17 protein-coding genes and 1 pseudogene are annotated in these 22,848 nt (G+C 70.4%); 11 read left to right on the forward strand and 7 right to left on the reverse strand.

All coding sequences use genetic code 11. From position 1 onward, the window contains the following. Positions 1-58: 58 nt before the first annotated feature. From B4U46_RS30165 to B4U46_RS30175, 3 genes are read right to left on the reverse strand one after another with little or no spacing between them, the layout of a single operon-like run. Entirely contained in the window at positions 59-1,345 is a 1,287-nt protein-coding gene (locus B4U46_RS30165) for a hypothetical protein (RefSeq protein ID WP_079430785.1), read from the reverse strand. A 10-nt stretch (positions 1,346-1,355) separates the two neighbouring features. Then, positions 1,356-3,581, reverse strand: coding sequence for a HEAT repeat domain-containing protein (locus tag B4U46_RS30170; protein ID WP_079430786.1), 2,226 nt, complete (start codon positions 3,579-3,581; stop codon positions 1,356-1,358). Positions 3,582-3,595: 14 nt separating this feature from the next. After that, positions 3,596-3,991 (reverse strand): hypothetical protein, encoded by a 396-nt coding sequence (locus B4U46_RS30175; protein ID WP_079430787.1) that lies wholly within the window; start codon positions 3,989-3,991, stop codon positions 3,596-3,598. A gap of 1,360 nt (positions 3,992-5,351) precedes the next feature. On the opposite strand from B4U46_RS30175, the gene B4U46_RS30180 reads away from it, so the two are divergent. From B4U46_RS30180 to B4U46_RS30200, 4 genes are all read left to right on the forward strand, one after another. After that, a complete protein-coding gene (locus tag B4U46_RS30180) occupies positions 5,352-5,585 on the forward strand; it encodes a hypothetical protein (protein WP_123995212.1) in 234 nt (77 codons plus the stop codon). A 68-nt stretch (positions 5,586-5,653) separates the two neighbouring features. Then, entirely contained in the window at positions 5,654-6,271 is a 618-nt protein-coding gene (locus tag B4U46_RS30185; RefSeq protein ID WP_123995211.1) for an RNA polymerase sigma factor, read from the forward strand. 443 nt (positions 6,272-6,714) lie between these two features. Further along, positions 6,715-7,278: a DUF6233 domain-containing protein gene (locus B4U46_RS30195; RefSeq protein ID WP_221265244.1), complete on the forward strand. Its 564-nt coding sequence runs from the start codon at positions 6,715-6,717 to the stop codon at positions 7,276-7,278. Between the two features lie 259 nt (positions 7,279-7,537). Next, positions 7,538-7,918, forward strand: coding sequence for a hypothetical protein (locus B4U46_RS30200; RefSeq protein ID WP_079430792.1), 381 nt, complete (start codon positions 7,538-7,540; stop codon positions 7,916-7,918). A 496-nt stretch (positions 7,919-8,414) separates the two neighbouring features. On the opposite strand, the gene B4U46_RS30205 is transcribed toward B4U46_RS30200, so the two are convergent. Beyond that, positions 8,415-8,714, reverse strand: a complete 300-nt coding sequence (locus B4U46_RS30205) for a hypothetical protein (protein ID WP_079430793.1) — start codon at positions 8,712-8,714, stop codon at positions 8,415-8,417. 559 nt (positions 8,715-9,273) lie between these two features. Further along, the gene (locus B4U46_RS30210; protein ID WP_079430794.1) at positions 9,274-9,828 is read right to left on the reverse strand and encodes a hypothetical protein; all 555 of its coding nucleotides are present in this window, start codon (positions 9,826-9,828) and stop codon (positions 9,274-9,276) included. Positions 9,829-10,817: 989 nt separating this feature from the next. Here B4U46_RS30210 and B4U46_RS30215 point away from each other — a divergent pair. Next, a complete protein-coding gene (locus tag B4U46_RS30215) occupies positions 10,818-11,306 on the forward strand; it encodes a hypothetical protein (RefSeq protein WP_079430795.1) in 489 nt (162 codons plus the stop codon). A 130-nt stretch (positions 11,307-11,436) separates the two neighbouring features. After that, the gene (locus B4U46_RS30220; protein WP_237293175.1) at positions 11,437-14,682 is read left to right on the forward strand and encodes a CHAT domain-containing protein; all 3,246 of its coding nucleotides are present in this window, start codon (positions 11,437-11,439) and stop codon (positions 14,680-14,682) included. A 24-nt stretch (positions 14,683-14,706) separates the two neighbouring features. On the opposite strand, the gene B4U46_RS30225 is transcribed toward B4U46_RS30220, so the two are convergent. Then, a complete protein-coding gene (locus B4U46_RS30225; RefSeq protein WP_079430797.1) occupies positions 14,707-16,323 on the reverse strand; it encodes a serine/threonine-protein kinase in 1,617 nt (538 codons plus the stop codon). 773 nt (positions 16,324-17,096) lie between these two features. Between B4U46_RS30225 and panD the strand changes: the two genes are divergently transcribed. The 4 genes from panD (at position 17,097) to B4U46_RS30245 (ending at position 20,173) form a co-directional block, all read left to right on the forward strand. Then, positions 17,097-17,516, forward strand: a complete 420-nt coding sequence (gene panD / locus B4U46_RS30230; RefSeq protein WP_079430798.1) for an aspartate 1-decarboxylase — start codon at positions 17,097-17,099, stop codon at positions 17,514-17,516. A 15-nt stretch (positions 17,517-17,531) separates the two neighbouring features. Beyond that, a complete protein-coding gene (locus B4U46_RS30235) occupies positions 17,532-17,873 on the forward strand; it encodes a GNAT family N-acetyltransferase (protein WP_079430799.1) in 342 nt (113 codons plus the stop codon). After that, positions 17,867-18,496 carry an aspartate/glutamate racemase family protein gene (locus tag B4U46_RS30240; RefSeq protein ID WP_079432085.1) on the forward strand — a complete coding sequence of 210 codons (630 nt, stop codon included), beginning with the start codon at positions 17,867-17,869 and terminating at the stop codon, positions 18,494-18,496. Before B4U46_RS30235 ends, B4U46_RS30240 begins: the two co-directional genes overlap by 7 nt. Positions 18,497-18,823: 327 nt before the next feature. Further along, the gene (locus tag B4U46_RS30245; RefSeq protein ID WP_079430800.1) at positions 18,824-20,173 is read left to right on the forward strand and encodes a transglycosylase family protein; all 1,350 of its coding nucleotides are present in this window, start codon (positions 18,824-18,826) and stop codon (positions 20,171-20,173) included. Between the two features lie 120 nt (positions 20,174-20,293). Here the strand turns inward: B4U46_RS30245 and B4U46_RS38150 are convergent. After that, positions 20,294-21,370: pseudogene (locus tag B4U46_RS38150) on the reverse strand (DMT family transporter); the annotation flags it as partial. On the opposite strand from B4U46_RS38150, the gene B4U46_RS30255 reads away from it, so the two are divergent. Further along, the gene (locus B4U46_RS30255) at positions 21,312-22,805 is read left to right on the forward strand and encodes an SDR family NAD(P)-dependent oxidoreductase (RefSeq protein ID WP_079430801.1); all 1,494 of its coding nucleotides are present in this window, start codon (positions 21,312-21,314) and stop codon (positions 22,803-22,805) included. The pseudogene B4U46_RS38150 and the gene B4U46_RS30255 sit on opposite strands and share 59 nt — an antisense overlap. Positions 22,806-22,848: the final 43 nt, after the last annotated feature.

The raw sequence follows: 22,848 nt of genomic DNA on the forward strand, positions 1-22,848 counted from the left end.
ACCGGACCGCGGCCGATGATGCGGGCCCCATCGTCCTCGGCGTCCTGGTGCGGTGGAGTCATCCGCGCTCGCCGCCGTCCGTGCCGCGCTGCCGCTTTGCCGTGCCCCGTACCCGGCTCGCCCGCCTGGGCTGCTCGGACGCCGGGGTTGCGGCGTCGTAGGGGCGTTCCGATCCGGAGTGGCGCGCGGTGCCGGACAGTCGTGAGGGCTTCGCCGTGCCGACCGTACCGGAGGCCGACCGGTCACCGGGGGACCGTCCCCCTCCGCCTGCTTCCGGCCGCCCCGGCGGTGTCGTGGGCGGTACCGGTTCGTCTTCCGGAGGAACCGTCGGCACCGGCGTCACCACCTCGCCCCGCAAGGGCGTCCTCCCCGACATTCGGGGCTTCGCGGCAGGCGACGTACGTCCGCTGGGGCCGGCATCCGACGAGGGACGGCCTGCGTCCCCCGCTGGCCCGGGGGCCGAGAGCAGAGGGTCACGTGCGGAGGAGAGAGCGCCTCGCAGGCGTCCTCGCCGCGGTCCGCCGAACGGCTCGTCCTCGCCGCCGAGAATTCCGTCGATCACGGCTCGCTCGAGCTCCGCCTGCTCGAACGGCTCACGGTCGGCGTCTCCCCGTTCCAGCACCATGCGCAGGGTCTGGAGATGCGCCTCCCGCTGCTCGGCCTGGCCTTTCTCGATCCAGGCGAGTGCCGCGCGTGGTCCCTCCCTCTCCATGATCTCGGCGATGATGCCTTCAACGCCCTCGTCCCGCATCAGCTCCAGATGGCGTCGGCGCCGCATTCCATCGAGCCGGGTCTCCCGAACGACATCGCGGAATTCCCGCCCGCTGGTGGCGATCTCGTCCTCGTCGATGAGCAGTTCCACATGAAGGCCGCGCAACAGTACGGCTGAATCACCCGTGAAGCCGCTGACCGAGGCGTTCAACGCCCGCTCGGCCTGGTGGAATTCAGCGACGTCGTATTCTCGTGCCACCGCCCGGAGCATCGTGCGCAAGTGCCCGTACAGCGCTCCGCTCATGTCCCGGATGCCGCGCCGGACCACCTCGGCCGGATTGGCGACCCGGCAGACGAGATCGACCCTGCTGCGGAACGAGAAGGTGGCGTCCCTGCTCAGTAGCGGAATATCCAGGATCAGCCGGTGCTCAGCGAGATCGACGGTGTACACACTTTGGTACGAGCCGAACCGGGCCGCCGGAATCTCCTCGCCCGGCAGGATCACCAGAGCGGCCCCGCTGTCGGGCACCAGGACGAGCGCTCGCCCCGGGGTCGGGGGCCGCAGCGGGTTGATGAGCCGCCAGCGCGGCACGGGCTGGCGGTCCAGCACAGGGTCGTAGGTCAGTTCCGTCACCGTTCTCCTCTCACAGTTCAAGAGCGCGGGCCAGGTCCGCGGCATGCGCGGAAGGGTGTTCCCGGTCACTGGCCCATTTCGTGAGCCACCAGTGCAAGCGCTCCCGGTGCTTGCCCGGGAGACGTGCGATGTCGAGCACCAGGGTGCGCAGGGATGCCGGACCCTCGGGGCACGAGTCGGCGTAGGTGTCGATCCATCCGCGCAAGGCCGCGAACGCCGGCTCCTGCACGGGTTTGCGGGCCAGTGCCCGCCCCCAGAGCTCAGCCAGTGCCCGACGGTGGTGGGGTAGCACGCTCAGGAGCAGCGGCACGCCGTCGACGGCTCCCCCCGGTCCCGCTGCGCCAGGGACGGCCGAGGTGTACGGCGTCGAAGCGGCGAAGACGAACGCGGAAAGCGTCTTGAGGACCATCGGCGACTGGTCCTGCGGCTGAGACCAGTGCAGGTAGGCGGTCAGTACCTCCTGTGTGCGCCCCTGGTGGAGTAGGTGTACCCCGCCCCAGGCGACCGGGGTCAATGTGCCCCAGTCGTCCCCCCGGTCCAGCGCGCTGCGCAGCACGCCTAAAGCTCGATCCGGGGCGTTGCGGCCGAAGAGCCCGCCGACGGCGGTGGCCGCGGTGCCTGCCAGCCGCCGCTCGTACGCCGAGTGGCCGCCGCCTGCCCACTGGTGCAGCAGCTCCCAGACCGCTTCGGCTGTGGCGGGAGTCGATCCGGCCACGCCGATGGCCGTTGCCGCAGCCTGTCGCACAGGCCACGAAGTGCTTCCGGCCCAGGACTTCACGAAGCGGTGCACCGCGTAGTGGTAGTCGGACCGGGCCAGCACCCCGCTCGCGACGGCCGCCTGGGCCCTGACCTCCAGATCGGAGTGGCCGAGCAGCCGCCGCAACCACTGGAGCACCGCTTCCCGGCGCCCGTCCAACGTGGTCCATGCATAGGTGAGGACCACGTGGCGCACCAGCGCACTGCGAAAACGCACCCGGGGAGACCCGGGCAGTTCCCCCGCTCCGGGGAAGACCAGCTCGATCCAGGGCTGGTCCTGCTCCAAGCGGTCCCGGAAACGCACATCCGGCGGGGCCGGCTCCTCTGGCGACAGGGCCTGACGAAGGCGGAGCGCGGCGTCGGCGACGGTGAGGTAACCACCGCCCTCCAGCACGGCGGCGGCGAGTGCGAAGGCGATGGCCTCCGGCTCATGATGGGTGCGGAACCACGTGTAGACCTGATCGCTGGGGTCACGTAACGCGGCGACGGCCGCTGCCAGGTCGCCACCGGTTGTGACCACCGAAGCGAGCCGCACCGCATGGGAGGCCAGTGGCTGTTCCCTCAGAGCGGTCAAGGCGCCCGAGGCGTCCAGCAGCGCCATCAGCTCGCCCCGGCGCTCGGGATCAGCGCCGTGCCCGAGTACCCGGCGCTCCAGCACGGCGAGTGGATCCACCGGACTCAGCCCGTGCCACGCGAGGTCGTCGCCACTGGGGCCGGACACAGCCGCCTCGACCTCGGGTCCGCCGATGAGCACGAGATGGGCCCCGGCAGCTCGGAGCTTTGACGCGGCACCCGCGAGTCCGCGTGCCGAAAGCCCGTCGGGGTAGCCGTCCAGCACAGCGATGCAGCCGCTTCGCTCGGCCGGGGGCTCCCAAGCGGGGGAGACGATGGACACCGCGTCGAGAAGACGGTGACAGCCGCCGTCCGAGGAGCTGTTCAGTGTGAGCGCCTCGGCGAGCAAATTGACGGCAGCAGCCGTCCGCCCGCTGCCGGGCGAACCGGTCAGCACCAGCAGATGCCGCTTGCACAACGCGTCCAGCGCTTCGTCGTAGCGCTCCGGCTGTACATACAGATCCGTGTACTCGGCGATCTCATCCTCAGCAAGGGGTACCGTACCTGTGGATCCGCTTGAGGCCGCCGGGACACGGCCGCCGCCGAAGTTGAATCCACCGCCGAAACTCACCGTGTCGTTGAAGAGCGCCAGTGTGCCGATTCTGGTCCTGGACGCGTCCGCGTTCAGCCGCTCGGCGATACGGTCCGCAATGGCCCCGGCGCGCAGTGCCTCGGCCCTTTCGGCTTCGCTCTCCGCACCACCCGCGGCCAGCGAACGTAACGCGTCCGACTCACTGACCGGGCCGTCCTCGTCCGCTGTGCTGTCTGTTGCGGGTGACTTGGTCGTCGCGTGCGTCGGGTCCTCCGAGACGGGGCCCGAGCCACCGGTTGTGTGCACCACCTCGTCTGGCAGAGGTTCCTTGCTCATGAACGTTCAGCCCGTCAGGAGATGTTCCAGTCGCCCTGGACTTCGACCTTTTCGTTGAAAATCTGGGCGTTCTTGATCACGGCAGCATTCACATGGCCCCGGCCTCCATGGGCGGCCGCGGCCTCGTCGACGGTCCGCCGGACCTCGGCCTCGAAGTCCCGGTCGCGGAGCATGTGCGCCAGCAGCACGCGCTGGAGTTCCTCCTGGGCCGCTGAGTCCCCGGGACTCTGCTGTAGCTGGTCAAGGGCCGCCTCGGCCCCGCTGTCCCCACGGAATCGAGCCCGCAGCCGTTCGATGAGCTGGACACCTCCACCCCAGCCCGCGCGACCCGCTTCCTGGCCGGTGGTCTCCAGCGCCCCCTTGATGACCAGAGCCACCCCGGCTACGGCGATAGCCGTGATCGGATCCATGTTCTCCCCGTTTTCTACAGACAGACGCCTGACCCTAGGGGAGGCGGAGTTCGGCCGTGATCCTTTTCCACGCAGTTGACCGAATCTGGTGCACGACGGTGGCCGATAAGTACAGGAGAGAGGGTGTGCCGTGGATACCCGGCGCTCGCGCCCTACACGGCGGTAGCACGGCAGATATCTTCCGCCCTGATCAGGCCGCGACCGGTCGTGGTCGCGGCAGCGAGGTGGGGGATCGCACCGATCTGGTGATGCGTCAGAAGAGTCAGCAAAGGGTCAGCGCGAGTTCTTAAGGGCATGGGGACGGCTGACCGGGGATGCGAACCGTTGTAAGGTGCCGGGACCGCCCTTGACCTGCGGAGCAGGCAGGGAGCAGACAATCCGGGAGTTTTCCGATGCTTCGCACCATGTTCAAGTCCTACATCTGACATCTGGGCGTTTCCGCAGGTCAGCGGCGTGACGGCAGGGCTTTGGTCGGCAAACGGTCAGCATCAGCCCCTTGGGTTGCTCACGGAGGCACACCAGCCGGCGGTCGCGCATGTTGCTGGCGCAGGGGGCTTGTCGGTGCGCCGTGACGGCCTCTGTCACGTGGAGCCCGACGTCGTTGAGGCCGCGCCGGCCGTCCTCGCCAGCGACACGGGTGCAGTCATCCACCGGATGACGAGGGTGCAGAGTGGGGCGGCGGTAGCTGCGTCTCCCTCGTTCAGGCGAAGCGATCGCTATTTCGGCAGCAGTTCGATCTCAGGGTTCCTAAGCCACGGGAAGCCATGGGCGGTTTCGTGTTCGGGCCGTTCTCGCACGTCGCTGCTGACCCAAGCTCGCTCGGTCGATCCACCTCTCGCGCAGCGCGAACGGGCCACCCATGGGTGTCCGGCCACCTCACGACAGCTCACCGATAGGGACGCACGATCGCCCTGCGTCCAACTCAGCTGGCCTGCCTCCTCTTGCAGTCAGCAGCTGTCTTGCCAGTCGGCTCTGGCAACCTCTCGACCAGAGGCACATACAGAAATTTTTGGTAGGTGGTTAAGAATCCGGCCCCGCTGGACGTTAGCTCTCCGACGGACCTTTCTGTGTCTGTTGCTCGGTCTGGCTGCTGGTCACCCGGCGCAAACGGTTGAAGTCCCAGCAGCCAGGCCAACTCCTTCGGTGCACCGCTCAGGCAGGGGGACGCCTACCAGGCTTAGCCGGTAGGCGTGTTCGGAATGCCCAAAATCGCTCGCATGAGTGATCCCCCACTTGACCGCCACTCTACGCATCCATTGAAATGCATCTCGTAACCAAAGGTGACTCATTGCGCCGGGTGACCGACGGTTGCGCTTCAGAGCAACAGGCACACAAATGATGAGAAAGGTTCCATTTGGACATGTATCTACCCAAGTACCACATCGCTGGCGTCATCGCGCTGATCGCCTGCAAGACGGTGGAAGCCTTCAGCAACACCTGGGACCCGGCCGCTGAAACGGTCGAACTTGGGGTGATCGCCGCTGCTGGCGTAAACCTGGCTCACCGGGCCATCGACTACTGCCGGCGCGTGAACCGAGCGGTGATGATCACAGAAGGCGAGGCCCGGTCCCACAGCGAGTGGCGTCGCCCGTGACGCCTACTGGCGACACGGAATGGGAGGCTGGCTGCGGTGAAGACACCGCATCAGCCTCCCAGGCGCGCTTGCAGCAGCTCTACCAAGAGATGCATCCCCGCCTGACCCGCTACGTCCAGCTCCAGTTCCCGTCGCTCGGCCAGGCCGCTGCTGAGGACGTAGTCGCCGAAGTGTTCGTCAGGGCGTTCAGCGACTGGGACCGCATCGGCTCAATGGAAGACCCTGTCCGCTACCTGCGCGTGGCAGCGCGAAATCGAGCCATCGATACCTGCCGCCGCCTCCAGCGGGCATCGCCGACAGAAGACGGTGCGATCGGCCGCCTGGCAGAGCGTGCCAACCGCCTCAACGTGACCCAGGCACTTAGCCACGACTACTCACAATCCGACCCTGGAGATGTCGCCGCAGAGCTACTGCAGCAGGGGCTCCAGGCCATGCGGCCCACACAACGACACAAGGTCGCCAGCCTCCAAGCCAGCGGTTTGACGGATGTCGAGATCTCTGCCGCTTTGGCCATTCCTCTCGCCCAGGTGCATGTTCAGCGACACCGCGCAGTACGGGAGCTAAGGCAAGCCCTGAAGAGGTACATCAGGAGCCCCTCTATCGACCCACCTGGGGAGACAACAGCCGAGGGCCACCGGAACGCTTCCAATGCCGGGCGAGAGCAACGTTCATGGTCGACGGGATGAGGACCGAGGCGCTCTCGCGGCTTCCCCAGGTAGGGCGGCTGGCGTCGGCAAGCGAGGGACGGACCGTGCCAGCATCGGCTCCAGCGGCGGGGACAAAGTCACACCGGGCCCATACCCGCACAGATTTGCCACAACGCGAACGGGTCGACTCGACTTGCACACGAAATCGAACAGATGACCTAATGCCGGTATGGCGCGACCGGCCTTCCCATCCGATCTTGCACAGGCCCAGGTCCGGGTGATCCTGGCCTACGAGGCCCTCGCACAGCAGCCTCCGGCCGCTCCTACCGCCTTGTTGCGGCGCGAGCTCGTGGAGGCCCTCCGCTGTCTTTACGGCCACCCGTTTTGGACCACGCCCGGTGCATCCCCGACAGGCATAGTGGAACTTCGCCGCCAGGCCCGCACCCGCCTGTGGGTGCCGGCCGCGTAAGGAGGCGCGCCCCGTGGCAGCCCCACGCCCGGGAACCGCGACGCCAGCCCCGCGAAACGACCACCCGGCTGACTTCGTCCCGCCCCCGGTGCAGATCCTGCTCCCCCAGGGCGAGGTCACAGGGCTGCTGTGGGAACGGCGGCAGTTGCCGGGCGGATGGTTCTACCTCGTCTCCTTCGACCTGTGGGTCTGCGACGAGGACGGCGTCATGAGTACGGCGTCCGCCCGCATGTGGGTGGACGCCCCCGGCCGCGCACGGCCTATCGAGGGCGTGGACCCGGCCGCGTACGCGGCCGTCCCCGTCTACCCCCTGCCGCTGCCGGACTCCAAAGAGCGGCAGCTGGGTCCCCGGCGGCCTCCCGGCTGGGTCGTGGAACCACTGCGTGGTCGCGGCCCCGACCATGCCGTCATCCACACAGTCGACTGCCCCGATGCCCCGACCGGCCGACCGGCTCTAACTTGGCGGCAGGCACTCGATCACGCCGAGCGGGCAGGCACACGTCTGTGCGCACTGTGTGGTGCCGCCCACGAGCTGGAGCCGCTACTCCGTGGCTTCGACAGCATCGGCGAGGCGTAAGTCCTGGTCGGCGCGGAGGGGCGGACCGCCACCCTGATCACGCACCACCCCGGTTCCATCCCGGCCCCGGCCGCCGAGCGGATTCTCGTCCTTGGCTGCGGCAGCCGCCCGGCTGATAGGGGGTCAGGGGCAAACGTGTCGCTGATCGTCGCAACCTCTCGTGTTGCGATGTTGATACTCTGCGTGCGACCGTCAGTACAGGGGATCTTGGCAAATATCTGCGCCACGAGAGGTAAGCCGGTCACGCAAGGAGCAGAATATGGCGAACTTTGCGAACGACCCCACCATTAGCGTTGAACCGAGCGGGAGTAACTTTCTGTTCACCGTTAAATACACGGCGAACTTCACCCCGGATGACCTGGCCTTCCCGGATGGATTCGCCGAAAGCATGGCCCTCTTCGAATCCGATAAAGACGAGCCGTTCGGCGGCGATGACGACCGCCTCCTCAATATGCCAATAAGAACCTACAGGCCAACAAGCAGTACGCAAACACGAACGTTCGTCTTCGAGCTTGGGAGCAAGGTGCTCGATACGGAGCTGGGCGGCGAGGAGCTGTACGCACAGGTCCACTTTCGCCGGAACATAAGCGGGATTCCGAGCATGATCAGGAACAGCGCCGTGCTACCGCTCGCGGTCTGAGCAGTTGTCCAGGATAGCCGTACGACACCACATCAGGGCCCCAGTCTCCCAACGCTTCGGGGAAGTGGGGCCCGGGCGCGCCAGCATCGGCTCCCCAGCACCCAACGGGCCGTCGTCGTATCCCTTAATCAACACCCCGTAAGCCTGTCACCAGCCACTGGCATGGCTCGCCCGGGGACCAGCACGGAGGTCCTGGCAGTTACGGGACGACCCTTAGCCTTGCGCTTTCATGAAGCGGGCTGTCCGACCGGTGGAGGCAAGCGAAAAGTGCCTCTGACTAGCAGGAATGAGGATTTTCGAAGTCCTTGGTCCTGCCACTTTCGGAGGCACTTCCCGGGTGCGGTCGCTTTTGATCTGGCCACCATCACCGGCATCAGCGATGCGAAGGTCTGGACCCCGACCGGCTACAAGGCTGAGACCGAACCGGCCAACGCCTAATGAGACGCCGGGCCGCACACCTCAACGGGCGGACCATGCGGCATCCAGCGGATGTCGATCAACTGCGCTGCCACATGGTCGCAGTGAACTCGACCTGCGTCGGAGGATCGGTAACTGAGTTCCGATTTCCCCCGACGAAGCGAGTGATCTCGGCGCTGACGATGTTCCCCTTGTCTGTGGCGAAGCAGAACTTTTGATGGAGCTTGATCGGCCACTCCGACATCCTCGCTTCGGTGAACCCACCAAGGTTGGCGCTACGAGCACAACCTTCGGCATCCTTCGGTGTCTCGTCGATCTGCGCCGCGTTCCGCCCCTCCCGAACCATCAGATAGCCCCAGAGGTCGTTGCTGTAGATCAAATCCTGCTCAAGCGGCTGCCCTTGCGACTCTGCATCCTTTGCCCCCTACCGCGACATCGTTGAGTGGGGAGACCGGCGAGAGGTGAGCTTTCCTGCGGACCCGGTGGAGCCACCCGAATGGGCTGATGACGACGTGTGGGCCGTGATGCGCCACGATGAAGCACACACGTCGGCCTTCTGGATGGTGACGCTGGCCTGCGGACACGTCGAAGAGGTCGTAGCGCCAGCCCTCGACTGGAAACCCGATGATGGGCCTCGCTTGGCCGAGGCCACGAGGGTGAAACAGATGATCGAGGAATTCGAGCAGGTCTGGGATTCAGACCCGATGCTTCAATCTGAACACCAATGTGAGCACACCCGCCGGATGCTGGAGGCAGGCTGGCCGCGTCCGAGGCCGGAACGGTCTTGCCATACGTGTCCCCACGCTCGCGCGATTGTCGCGTATCAGCGCGTGGGCTGGCTCATTCCCCGGAATGAGGCGCCGAAGCCCGAAACTCCGCCGCCGACTCGCGCTGTCTTGGAGCGCCGACTGCGCCGGGCCGAGGCCGAGGCGGAACGGCTACGAGTGCAGCTCGCCGGGCACGAGGAGCGACAGGACGACTGACAGCCGGGCCTCGTAAGCTCCAGCACTGTTACGGATCGGAGCCCTTCCGCTCCCACTCACACGGGCGGCGTTGGATGGTCGGGCGAGAGTCAGGGCGAAGCCGGTGCCGAGTTCGCCGGACTGGATCGCCTTATAGTAGTCCGCGGTCTCCCGGCCCTCTGCCGAGGGCGTCATGAAGGACTCGGCGACGCAGGTCAGAGCCTGGCTGTACTTCAGGCATCCCCAGTGTTCCGCGAGCCCGCGGCCGGCTCCTCGCCGGGACAGGGTGATGGCTTGGCCGAGGGTGTGCAAGACATCCCAGGGCGTGAGCTGGACGGTCCGGTCCAGCTCCTTCGCGGGTATGGGGCGCAGGCCCGACTTGCGCCGGAGCTCGTCGAGCTCCTCCTCCTCGCGGGCCTTGTCGTCCTCGGCAGCGGCTTCATCGACCTTGCCGACCAGCCCGGTGCTGGAATGAGCGGAGATGTTGGAGGGCTGGACGAGCTCCTTCAGTACGTCAGCGGCTGGCTTCAACCTGTTTCCCTTACGGCTCGCTCGGGTGTGACAGACCAACATCGCAAGCTATGCAGTGGGACAGGGGCATGCACAGGGCGTACGCGGGCACGTCGCTGCCTCGGGGCCCTGCTGAGAGAACGAGCCATGACCCAACAGGCGCTTTTACGCCTGCGGCGTTCCTCACCCACACTGACGGTCAGGGACAAGGGGAGGGAGCGGGTGGCAGCCCGCAAGGCGAAGTGCCAGTCGTCCTGACGTATGCGCCGGGACAACCGGCTCGCCGTGGGAGCCGTCGACGGTATCGTCGTCCTGGGCGTTTTCAAGTCGTTATGGGCCGAAATCTGGCCCCACCTCGTCGGGAGTCTGGTCATCGGGGCTCTAGTTGGTGGAAGTGCTGACTGTGGAAACTGCTTGTCACGGCTTTCTGGAGTCCAGTGTCCGGACGTCGTAGGAGCCGAAGAAGTCCTGGCAGTCACGGGCGAGTCGGTCGTAAAGGGCTGCTGCTCCTCGGGTGTCGCCTGACTCTGCGCCTCACCTGCGCCGACGAACTGCACGGACCTCGTCGGCGGTCTCGGTCGGCTTCAGCGCCCCGACCCCGATGCCCTGAGGCAGACGACCCGGGAAGCCGTACGGCACTTCGCCCCTTCGCCCCCAGACCCTGTCCCGCTGCCGGAACTGGCCGACTGCCAGGAGAGACCTTCCCGCACGCCTCGAGCTCGCCGTACCGCTCTCCCACCGCAAGCCGCAGCCATCGCCTTGCTGGCAGTGGCTGCGGGCTGTGCATGGTGGATCCACCTCCAAAGAAACGCAGGGTGACGGCTCACAGGACGGCTGGGACGCCATCCTCGTCATCGCGCCCGGGCTCGGCGAGGTTGTGGCGGGGGTGACCGTGGCGTGCCAGTGACGTTCTCCGACCCCGATGTCGCCTGACCGCGATCGGCGCCCGTCACACGCCCAACTCCCTTATTCAGGCACGAACATGCGCAGCGAGAGACAGAATTGCGAGCATGTTGAATCAAGGTGATCTGGAACAGGGCATCCGCACCCTCACCGACGACGAGGCCGTCCGCGCGCTCACGGCGCTGGCGGAGGAGCACGGGCTGCTCCCCGCCGCGCGGCAGCTGTCCGAGGGCGGCGATGAGCTGCGGGCGGAGGTGGCCGCCGTGGAGCTGGAGCGGTACGTGGGGGCGGACCAACCTGAGTTTTCCGACGGTGAGTTGGCGCGCCGCTTACTGGAGTATGCGGCGGCGCTGCGCGAGGACCTGGCGGACACGGTCGGCGAGGCCGTCGCCTACGCATGCTCGCCCATGGAACGGCTCGACCCCGTCACGCTGCCGGTCGCGGCGCTCGCCGTCACGCTCCTGCAGACCGAGGTGGTCCTGAAGCGGGATCCGCGCGGGAGGTGGAGCCTGACCATCCACAAGCGGGCCCTGCGGGACTCCTCCCTCGGCCGGGTCCTGACGGCCCTGCTCTCGCAGATCACCAGCGGCAAGTAGCCGGCGGACCGGGAGGGGGTTCGCGATGACGGTCTCGGTGAGGGCGCCCTACGCGTGGCACTGCGAGCAATGTGTCCAGGAGCGGGGGGCTCCTGTCTGGCGCGTCATAGACGCGCGGGAGCGGGCCGACGTGCTGGCGGCACCCGTCCCCGGCGTCCCGGGTGTCTCCTGGGTGGACTGCCCCGTCTGCGGGACCAGGACGCACATCGAGGCGCCGCTGCTGGTCCTGCGCCCGGGCGCGGCAGCGCCCCTGCTGCTGGCGGTCTCCGTCGCGGAGCTCGGGGGCGGTCCGCCGCCCTCCGGGGAGCCCCTGCTGGCGGAGGCCGCGCTGGCCGGGGCCTTCCTCGGCGGCGTCTTCCCCGGGGAGGCGATCCCGCTGCCGCGCAGGCTGCTCCCCCACGTCCTGGCCCGCGACCTCGAACGGGACCTGGCGGACCCCGAGTCGGCATGCCGGGAGCTGGAGCCCGAGGGGGCGCCGACGGTCGCGAACTACCGGATCTTCCTGGAGTACCTGGGGGAGGCACGCGCCGACTCCCTGGTCGGGGAGCTGCTGACCGCGGTGCTGCTCGGCCTGCCGGACGCCCTCGCGGAACTCGTCCGTACGCACCCGGAGCTGACGGACGGCACCCGGGTGCGCGACGCGGGCCGCGAGGAGCTGCGCAGGGCGGCCGAGACCCCCCTCAAAGAGGTGCTGCGCATACGGCAGCGGCTCCTGGACGAACTGTGCGACGGCCGGACCACTCCGGACACCGCCATGCGCCGCTACTTCGAGTCCCTGGGGCGCTTCGACGCCGGTCTGCGGACCCGGCTGCACGCGATGTACCTGGAGGCCCGCGACACCGACGGGCCCGAAGGCATCCCGCTCGCCCGCGAGGCGCTGGAGCTCGCCGCCGGCCTGGGCGAGGAGGGCATGGAGACCGAGCTGGCCGCGCGGCTCGGCGAACGCCTGGTGCTCGCTGTGCACGCCGGGCTCGACGCCGATCCGTCCGAGGCCGTCCGGGTCCTCGAACGCGCCCTGAGCCGACTGCGCGAGGGGACTCTCCAGTGGGTGGAGGTGGCGAACAACCTGGCCAGCGCCCACCACCTGCGGGACGACGGCGACCGGTTGGAGATCTGGGAAGCCGCCCGCGACCTGCTGGCGCGCGCGACCGCGCTGGACCGGGGCGAGTATCCCGAGTACTGGGCGCGGGTCCAGACCAACTACGGCCTGCTCCTCTCGGAGCGGCCCGGCGGGGGCCCCGAGGACCTCACCCTCGGCATCGAGCACATCAGGGCGGGACTGGAGGAGCGGGCCCCCGAGCGGGACAGGGTCGCCTGGGCCTACTCGGTGGTCAACCTCGGCCTGCTGCTGTATCGGCGCGCCGGGGTGGAGGACCTCAGGGAGGCGGAGCAGTGCTACCGGGACGCCCTGAGCCACCTCGGCGCCGGTGACGACCCGGCTCTGTGGTCCCGGATCCAGTGCAATCTGGGCGACCTGCTGCTGTCCCGGGATCCCGTCGACGCGCGCGGCGCCCGGGAGGCGGCGACGGCAGCGCTCGCCCTGTCCACCGCGCGCCCCGGCCTCCTGGACACGGGCCGCATCGCCTGGCTGCTGGCCCGGGCCATGGACCACATCGACGGCCCGGGCAGCGCAGACGGCCTCCGGCTGCGCCACGCGGCCCTGGGGGCCACACCGGCCACGGTGTCGCCATCCCTGCACCTCACCATCGGCCGGGAACTCCTCAGCGCGCACGCCTCGGCGGAACGCTGGAGCGAGGCGGCCGATGTCGCGTCCGGCATGCTGACCGCTGTGACCGCGCTCTACGACGCCCAGGTCACCGGGACCGGCCGCCAGAGCGTCCTCGCCCAGGTGAACCGGATCGCCCGCTGGGCCGCCTTCCTGCTGGCCCGGGCGGGGCGGCCGGAGCGTGCAGTCGAGGCGATCGAGGGCGGAGTGGCCTGTGAGCTCTCGGTGGTGGCCGGGCGAGGGGCGGCCGACCTGGAGGCCCTGGGACGGATCGACCCCGCCGCCGCCCACCGCTACCGGCTGGCACAGGCCCGGTACCGGTCCTCGGTCGGCGAGGCGTTCGCGGCGGCGTCCGGCGGCCCCACCGTCGCCGGCTCCACGGCGAGCAGGGAGGCCGCCGCCGAACGCGGCGTGCGTGCGGCGATCGCGGAGATCCGCGCCATCCCGGGCTTCGAGCGCTTCCTACGCACCGACGGGCTGGCGGACATCGTCCGCGCGGCGGGCGGGCGTCCGCTCGTCTACCTGGTGAACGCGCCCTGGGGCAGCTACGCCCTCGTGCTCCCCCGCAGCTCGGGCGAGTCGCCCGTGGTACGGGCCGTTCCCGTTCCGGGGGTGAGCAGCGAGACCGTCACAGGCCTCTTGGTGCTGGACCCGGCCGACGGCGCCCTGGGCCTGCTCCTCGCCCAGGAGGCCGGAGCGCTCCGGCGCAGGCGTCTGCTCCCGCAGGCCCTGGACCGGCTCGCCGCCCTTGGACCGCTCCTGCACCCGGTCGCGAGAGTCCTCGCGGAGGACCCGGAGCAGGAGGCCGTCGTCGTCCCGACCGGTCTGCTGGGCCTGGTCCCCCTGCACGCCGTGCCGCTCGGGCCGGGGGCGGGAGAAGTGCTCGACGACATCGGCACCGTGATCGTCTCCCCCTCCGCGGCCGTGTACGCGGCCTCCCGCGTCGCGGCCGCCCGGCCGCCGGAGCCGGTGCCACGCCTGGTGGGGGTCACCGACCCTGACGGTTCGCTCCCCGGTGGACGCGGTGAACTCGCCCATATCCGGGAGCTGTTCGAGCCGCACGGCGAGGCCCGCTGCGCGGTGGGGCCCGAAGCCACCGTGGACTGGCTGCTCGGCCAGCTCGCCGACACCTCGTACCTCCACATCATCTGCCACGGCAGCGGCGAGTTCGACGGTCGGGGCGGCTCCCTGGCCCTGGCCGACGGCCGCCTCGACATGGACACCCTGGTCCAACACCGGCTCCCCGCCTGCCGGCTCGCGGTGGCCAGCGCCTGCCAGTCCGGCCACTACGAGGTCGTCCGGGCTCCGGACGAGTTCCGCGGGCTCGCGGCGGGATTCCTCCAGGCCGGGGCGGCGTGCGCGGTGGCCGGGCTGTGGCTGGTGGACGACATGGCGACCGCGGTGCTGATGGCGCGGTTCTACGAGCTGCTCGCTCCCGCTCACGGGTCCGGCGGGCTGCCCCCGGTGGCCGCCCTGCGCCGGGCCCGCATCTGGTTGCGCCGGCTCACCTGGGAGGAGCTCGCCCGGTATACCGCCTCCAGGCCCCACGTGGCGGCCCTGACCGAGCGATACACCTCCCGGGCGATGACCGGCGAGCGTCCCTTCGCCTCGCCGGTCCACTGGGCCGCGTTCACCGCATGGGGAGTGTGAGCGCCCGCCCGGCTCCGGGCCCCGTCAGTCCGTCTGCGTCGGCCCGTTCGAGTCGAGCCTGTAGCGGGAGACGGGGCCGTAGGGCGATTGCGGGGTTCTGATCTGCATCGTCGTGTAACGCCCGCCGACCAGACCCGTGAGGGTCACGGTGGCCGGGTAGTGGACCTCGCTGCCATTCGCGCAGTTGGGGCGGCAGATCACCATCCACTCCTGCCCGCTGGCGTGGGCGGTGGACAGACCCCAGTCCGACCAGGTCAGGCCCCTGAGCATGCCGTTCCCGTCTCCGCAGTGGAGCAGGACCGATTCGGGTTCCTCCAGGTAGTCCCCGAAGCAGCTCACGATCGAGGCGGGCCGCGTGCTCGACCGTGTGGTGACCGTCGTCGGAGCCTGCTCCGAGGGTTCCGGTGCCGCTGAGGGCTCGGGCGCGGGCGGGGTCGGCTCCACGGTCGGCGTGCGGGGTGCCTCGGTGCCGGGGTCGCGGGTCGGCTGCGCGGACCCCAGAGCGGTCGGGTCTCCGGCCGGCTGTCCGGACGCCGTCACGGTCGCCTCGGGGACGGCGACGGTGCCGGTGCCTCCGTCGCGGCCGGGCATCAGGGCGAGCACGGTCGCGGCGATCGCGAGGCCGGCGGCGATGCCCGCGCCGACGGCGAAGCCGCGCCGGGCCGAAGCGGGCGGGGGCGCTGGGTACGGCGGTGCGGGCTTGTCGAGGACCGGCGCCACGGACTCCGGGACGGCAGGCCGCTTCCCCAGCTCGACCCGGAGCCGCTCGATCTCGGCCTGCTGCTCCGCGATCAACTCGTGAATCTCCTGCGGCCAGGGACGCGGCGAGGGCGCCAGGCTCCCGAGGGACTCTCGCAGTTGGGCCGCGCTGGGCCGGGCGGCGGGGTCCTTGGCGAGGCAGCGGGCCACGATCGGGCGGATCCTCGCCGGCAGCCCGCTGAGGTCGGGTTCGGTGTGCACGACGTTGTACAGGGTCTGCGGCAGGGAGGGCCCGGTGAACGGGCACGCGCCGGTGCACGCCATGACCAGCACCGTCCCGAGGGAGAAGATGTCACTGGCCGAGTCGAGCGGCGCGCCCTGGGCCTGCTCCGGGGACATGAACCCGGGTGAGCCGACCAGCCAGCCCGTGGTCGTCAGCTCGCTGCCCTCCTCGCTGTCGGCGGCCCGGGCGATGCCGAAGTCGATCACGCGGGGCCCGTCGTCGGTGAGGAGCACGTTGGACGGTTTGAGGTCCCGGTGCACCAGGCCGACCCGGTGGATGTCGCTCAGGGCCGAGGCCAGGCCCGCGGTCATGCGCAGTACCGACTCCTCGGGCAGCGCCCCGACGGTCGCCACGGCGTGCTGGAGCGACGGTCCGGGGACGAACTCCGAAGTCAGCCATGGTTCGGGGGCATCGGCGTCCGCGTCGATGATCGCGGACGTATACGCTCCGGAGACCTTGCGGGAGGCTTCCACCTCCCGGCGGAACCGGGCCCGGAACCCGTCGTCCTCGACGAACTGCGAGCGCACCTGCTTCAGTGCGACCAACCGGCCGTCCGGGGCGCTGCTCAGCAGGACTCGGCCCATCCCACCCCGGCCAAGTTCCGCGATGGTCCGGTACTTGCCGACCGCCACCGGGTCGGCGCCTTCTAACTGTTTCATCCTGTCCCCCTACAGCGGACGATCCGTCAGGGACCGAGTCTCCGCGCCCGACTGCCCCCGGACAAGACGATCGGGCCTCCTGCACGGATCGCCCGCCACGGAGTCCGGGGTTCGCCCAACGGGCCTGCCCGCATACCGGATACTCCCGCCGGGCGGAAAGTGGGCCACAAGCGTTTCCGCAGCGCTCGTGCGTCATACCGGTAGTGGCCATGAACGGACTGCGCCGGCGTGCTTTCCTGACTGCGACGGGGGCCGTCGGCGTGCGCGCCGTCAACGGCACCGCGGCCATGCAGGCGGCGTGCAGGGCCGCCCGTACGACGGGGAGGGGCGCACCAACTCCTCCTCCGACCCGCGGGGACTGCGCTTCCGCGGTGCCGACTTCCGCTGCTACAGCGTCAGGGGCACGCCCAGATCAATGGCCAACCCAAAGAAGTCCATTGCTCCCCAGGCTGCTCCCATCCTGCAGCCGACGCCCGGGCCGGCCGGCATCGCGCCAGTTTGCATTGGTGGAGCCTCCTGCTGTCCCGTGCCTCCGGATATGACCAGGCCCTTTCTTCACCTTGGAGGGGAACCATGAGTCCGGCAGGGAGTCAGAGGACGCGAAATAGCCGGCGCAGCGGCCTGGCGGTGCGTCGGAAAAGTCAGCAGTCGGTCAGCATGAGTCCTGGAAAATCCTGGGGAAGCTGACCGAACACGCGAATCGTTGTAGGGTGCCGAGACCGCCCTTGACCTGCGCGAAGCAGGCAGGGAGCAGACACACCGGGAGTATTCGCATGCTTCGCACCATGTTCAAGTCCAAGATCCACCGGGCCACCGTCACCCAGGCCGACCTGCACTACGTCGGGTCCGTGACCGTCGACGCCGACCTGCTCGACGCCGCCGATCTGCTGCCGGGGGAGCTCGTCCACATCGTGGACATCACCAACGGCGCGCGGCTGGAGACGTACGTCATCGAGGGGGAGCGGGGGTCCGGGGTCATCGGGATCAACGGGGCCGCGGCGCACCTCGTGCACCCGGGGGACCTGGTCATCCTGATCAGCTACGCGCAGGTCGAGGACGCCGAGGCGCGGGCGCTCAAGCCGCGCGTCGTGCACGTGGACGGGGACAACAGGATCATCGAGCTGGGGGCGGACCCGTCCGCCCCCGTGCCGGGAACGGACCAGGAGCGCAGCCCCCACGCGGTGGCTGGCTGAGGGGAGTCGGGGACCATGGCGATCGAGTTGCTGGACGAGCGCAAGGCGGGGCGGCTGCTGGCCGTCGAGGACGACGCGGTGGTGGGCTTCATCGCCTACTTCGTGCTGGAGGCGCAGCCGCACGCGCTGGTGGCCGTGCACACGGTCGTCGAGCCGGGGCACGAGGGGCGGGGGATCGCCGGGGACCTGGTGAGCCGGTTCTACGAGATCGCCGCGGAGGAGGGGGTGGCTGTCGTGCCGCTCTGCCCCTACGCCGCCCGGTGGGCCGCCAAGCACCCCGAGCGGGCGCCCGTGGCGCCGGGCGAGGTCGTCGACGCCGCCATCGCGCAGCTGGACCGGGACTCGGCCCTCTGGTGACCGGGCTGACCCTCCTGCACACCTCGCCGGTGCACGTCCCCGTCTTCGACGCGTTGCGGGACCAGACGCATCCGGGGGCCGTGCTGCGGCACCTGGTGGTTCCCGAGCTGCTCGACCGCGCCCGGGAGCTCGGGTCGGAGGCGGTGGCGGGGCAGGTGCGCGAGGTGCTGGAGGGGGTCCGCGGGCCCGTGCTCGTCACCTGTTCGACGGTGGGGGCGGTCGCGGAGTCGCTGGGGCCCCTGCTCGGCGTGCCCGTGTCGCGCGTGGACCGGCCCATGGCGGCCGAGGCCGTACGGCTCGGCCCGCGGATCGTCGTGCTGGCCGCGGTGGAGTCGACGCTCGGACCGACCGGGGAGCTGATCGCGCAGGAGGCCGCCGGGCGGCCGGTGAGGGTGCGCGGCCGGCTGGTGGACGGGGCCTGGGAGCGGTTCGAGGCCGGAGACGGCGACGGCTACCTGGAGGTGGTGGCGCGGGCGGCGGAGGCGGTCGAGGACGCCGACGTCATCGTGCTGGCGCAGGCCTCCATGGCCGGGGCCGCCCGCCTCGCGCGGACGCGGGTACCCGTGCTGTCCAGCCCGGCCGCCGGGCTGGCGGCCGCGCTGCTCGGCGGGCATACGGGCTGAGATCGGGGGAAGGTGGGGGCTATGGTGCGAAACGCAGAGCAGACACAGCCCCCGGTCCCCGAACCGGAGCCCGTCCCCTCGCCGGACCCGCCGCTTCCGGGACCCGGGCCGGTGCCGCGGCCGGTGCCGCCCGTACCGCCGCCGTTCCCCGAGCCCGACCCCGTACCCCCGCCGCCGGGACCCGCTCCGATCCCGCAGCCGGGTCCGTTGAGCTGAGCCCGGCGCGCGGTCAACTGCGGTGGCACAACGGCTGGTTGTGGCCCTTGTCAGGACATCGGGGCGCCGTTAGGTTGTGCGGTTCCTGATGTCTTCCAGGGGGGCTCTCCCATGGGTGTACGGGGCCGGCACCGCCGGTATCAGCCGAGCAGCATCAACCGGGCCTCGCTCGTCGTCACCGCAGGTGGCGCCGGTATCGCCCTCCCCCTCATCGGCGCCGGGGACGCCCAGGCGGCCGCCGTCGACACCTGGAACAAGGTCGCCGCCTGCGAGTCGACCAACAACTGGCAGACCAACACCGGCAACGGCTACTACGGCGGGCTCCAGTTCAGTCAGAGCACCTGGCGCGAGTTCGGCGGCACCGCCTACGCCCCGCGTGCCGACCTGGCCACCAAGGACCAGCAGATCGCCGTCGCGGAGAAGGTGCTCAAGGGGCAGGGGCCCAGGGCCTGGCCCGCCTGCGGGCCCCAGGCCGGGCTCAGCCGCAGCGCGGCCGCCCCGGGCGGGCAGACCGGGCCCGCCGCCAAGCCGGCCGCCAAACCCGCCGCGCAGCCGCAGCAGCAGGCGCCCAAGGACCGGATCCAGCCGACGAAGGCCACCACCGGCACCCCCGTCAGCATGCCCCGCCCGACCGGCACCACCGTGCTGCCGAACCCGTACGTGGTCGCCCCCGGGGACTCGCTGTCGAGCATCGCCTCCCAGCAGCACGTCGAGGGCGGCTGGCAGGCCCTGTACGAGACCAACCGGCAGACCGTCGGCGGCAACCCGGACATGATCTTCCCGGGCCAGCGGCTCACCCTCCGGATCACCGCCGCGCCCCCCGCGCAGAACCCCGAGAAGCCGCCGCGCACCGCCGAGCCGGTCAAGCCCGTGGAGCCGGCCGGGCAGCAGGACAAGCCCGAGACCAAGCCCGAGACCAAGCCCGGGAACAAGCCCGACGGCAAGCCCCAGGCCAAGCCCGAGGCCAAACCCGGGCCCGAGCAGGCCGCCAAGCCCGCGCAGCCGCCCGCCAAGCCCGCCGAGAAGCCCGCCTCAACGGAGCAGAAGCCGGCCTCGGGAGGGTTCACCGCCCCCGTCGACGCCGGCCTCGGCACCGCCTACCACGTCGCGGGCTCCTCCTGGTCGAGCGGCTACCACACGGGCGTCGACTTCCCCGTGCCGACCGGGACCGCCATCAAGGCCGTCGGCCCCGGCACCGTCGAGTCGGCCGGCTGGGCCGGTGCCTACGGCTACCAGGTCGTCATCAAGCACGCCGACGGCCGCTACTCCCAGTACGCCCACCTCTCCGCGCTCGGCGTCAAGGCCGGCCAGCAGGTCTCCGGAGGCCAGCGGATCGGCCGCTCCGGCTCGACGGGCAACACCACCGGACCCCACCTGCACTTCGAGATGCGCACCAGCCCCGCCTACGGCTCCGACATCGACCCGCTGAAGTACCTCCGCGGCAAGGGCGTCGGCATCTGAGGCGTACGCGGGATCTGACCCCCGCACGTGCGGCGGCACGGCCGTGAGCAGGATCAGGCCGGCCGCCGCCAGCACGCCGCTCGCCAGCGCCGCCACCGCCCCGGCGGTCCCGTACCGGAAGCCCTCCTCGAACAGGGTGACCCCCACGGCCGCCGCCACCACCGGGTTCACCACCGTCACCGTGGCCAGCGGCGCCGTCAGCCCCGCGCCCCGGTAGGCGGCCTGCGACAGCAGCAGCCCGAACGCCGCCAGCACGGCGATCGCCGCCAGGTCCGGCCACGTCCCCAGCAGCCCGCCGGGCGCGAGGCTCTCCGCCACCGACTTCGTGAACACCGAGGCCATCCCGAAGGCCGTCCCGGCCGCCGCCGCCAGCAGCACGCTGCGCAGCACCGCCCGCCGCATCCGCCCCGAGGCGAGCACCAGCACGGACACCGCCACCGCCGTCACCGTCAGCAGCAGGCCCCGCTCCCCGCCGGCCAGGGCCTGACGCCCCCGGCCCTCCCCGCCCGTCAGGGCCAGCAGCCCGGCCAGCCCCACCGTCGCGAGCACCGCCCCGCGCCAGGCCGCCGCACCCGCCCGGCGCCCCACGAACGCGGCCGCCATCGGCAGCGCGAAGACGATGGTCAGCGCACCGAGCGGCTGGACCAGGCTCAGCGGCCCGTACGCCAGCGCCACCACGTGCAGCAGGGCGCCCAGGCAGTTCAGCGTGACCGCCGCCCACCAGCCCGGGCGGCGCAGCGCGGCCACGGCGCGGCGCTGCGCGGAGCTCGCCGCGACGTGTTCCTGGAGGATCGCGCCGCCCGCGTACGCGACGGCCGACACCAGGCAGAGCAGAACCGACAGGGCCAGGGCACTCATAGGTTCCACCATGCCGCAACCGGGCCCCCGGTTCATCCGTCCACGGGCCCCTTGATCGAAGCCCGAGTCATCCTCCTGGCATACACCAGAGGGAGTACGCGCAAGCCGCGCCCGCGGGGACGAAGGACCTGATCCCCTTCCATACCGTGACAGGACGCTCGCGGTCGGTGAGGGTACCGCGAACGGGTTTGGTCCCGGGCGTGTCGGATCCGTACAGTTTCCGTTTCGGGACTTCCGCAGCAGGCGGACGCGGACGAGCGAGCAAGGAACGGCAGCGGCCATGACGGTGACCGATACCGAAACCGACACCGGAGACAACCAGGCATACGGGCCGGGCATCGACCCCGAGCGCCTCGCCGTCTGCCTCAGCGTGCTCGACGAGCTCGACAAGATCGACGTCGACCACCCCGACGCCATCACCGTACGCCGCGCCACCGCCGGCATCTACCGTACGGTCAAGCAGCGCCGCCGCCAGGAGCGCCGCGCCGCCAAGACCGCCAACGACAAGGCCGTCACGGAGGCCACCGCCACGGGCTCCGCCGAGCGCATCGACGACGAGACCGAGGGTCTCCTGCCCACCTCGGTCACCGAGTCCGGCCGGATCGCCGGGATACTCCAGCGCCCGCGCTCCTGCTACGTCTGCAAGACGCGCTACGTCGAGGTCGACTACTTCTACCACCAGCTCTGCCCGGACTGCGCCGCCCAGAACCGGGCCAAGCGCGAGGCCCGCGCCGACCTCTCCGGCAAGCGCGCGCTCCTCACTGGCGGCCGGGCCAAGATCGGCATGTACATCGCGCTGCGGCTGCTGCGTGACGGCGCCCACACCACGATCACCACCCGCTTCCCCAAGGACGCCATCCGCCGCTTCAAGGCGATGGAGGACTCGGCGGACTGGATGCACCGCCTGGAGGTCGTCGGCATCGACCTGCGCGACCCCGCCCAGGCCGTCGCCCTCGCCGAGCAGGTCGCCGAGGCCGGCCCGCTGGACATCCTGATCAACAACGCGACGCAGACCGTGCGCCGCCTGCCCACCGCCTACGCCGCGCTGGTCGAGGGCGAGAGCGCCCCGCTGCCGGCCGGCGAGCTCCCCGCCCACCACGTCATCGGCGCCTTCAACTCGGGTGCGGTCGACGGCCTGGCGGCGCTGCCCGTCGGGGTCAGCGGGCTGGAGGCGCAGAAGGTCGCCGACCTCGCCCTCGTCGCGGGCAACGCCAGCCTGGAGCGCCACCTCGCCGGCACCGCCATCGACGCGGGCGGCCTGCTGCCCGACGTCGTGGAGAGCAACACCTGGGTGCAGACCATCGACCAGATCTCCCCGGTGGAGCTGCTCGAGACCCAGCTGTGCAACTACACCTCCCCCTTCATCCTGATCAGCGCGCTGCGCGCGTCGATGGCCGACGCCGCCCGCAAGGCCTCCAGCGGCCGGGCCTACGTGGTCAACGTCTCCGCGATGGAGGGCGTGTTCAGCCGCGGCTACAAGGGCGCGGGGCACCCGAACACCAACGCCGCCAAGGCCGCGATGAACATGGTGACGCGGACCAGCGGCCAGGAGATGTTCCAGACCGACCGCATCCTGATGACCTCGGTCGACACCGGCTGGATCACCGACGAGCGCCCGCACTTCGACAAGCTGCGCCTGGCCGAGGAGGGCTTCCACGCGCCCCTCGACCTGGTCGACGGCGCGGCCAGGGTCTACGACCCGGTCGTCCGGGGCGAGGCCGGCGAGGACCTGTACGGCGTCTTCCTCAAGGACTACGCGCCCGCCAACTGGTAGCCGTACCACGGGCCGGCCCCTTCCCCGCCTCCGCGCGGGACGG

Origin of the sequence: Streptomyces katrae (assembly GCF_002028425.1) — a bacterium.
GTDB lineage: Bacteria > Actinomycetota > Actinomycetes > Streptomycetales > Streptomycetaceae > Streptomyces > Streptomyces katrae_A.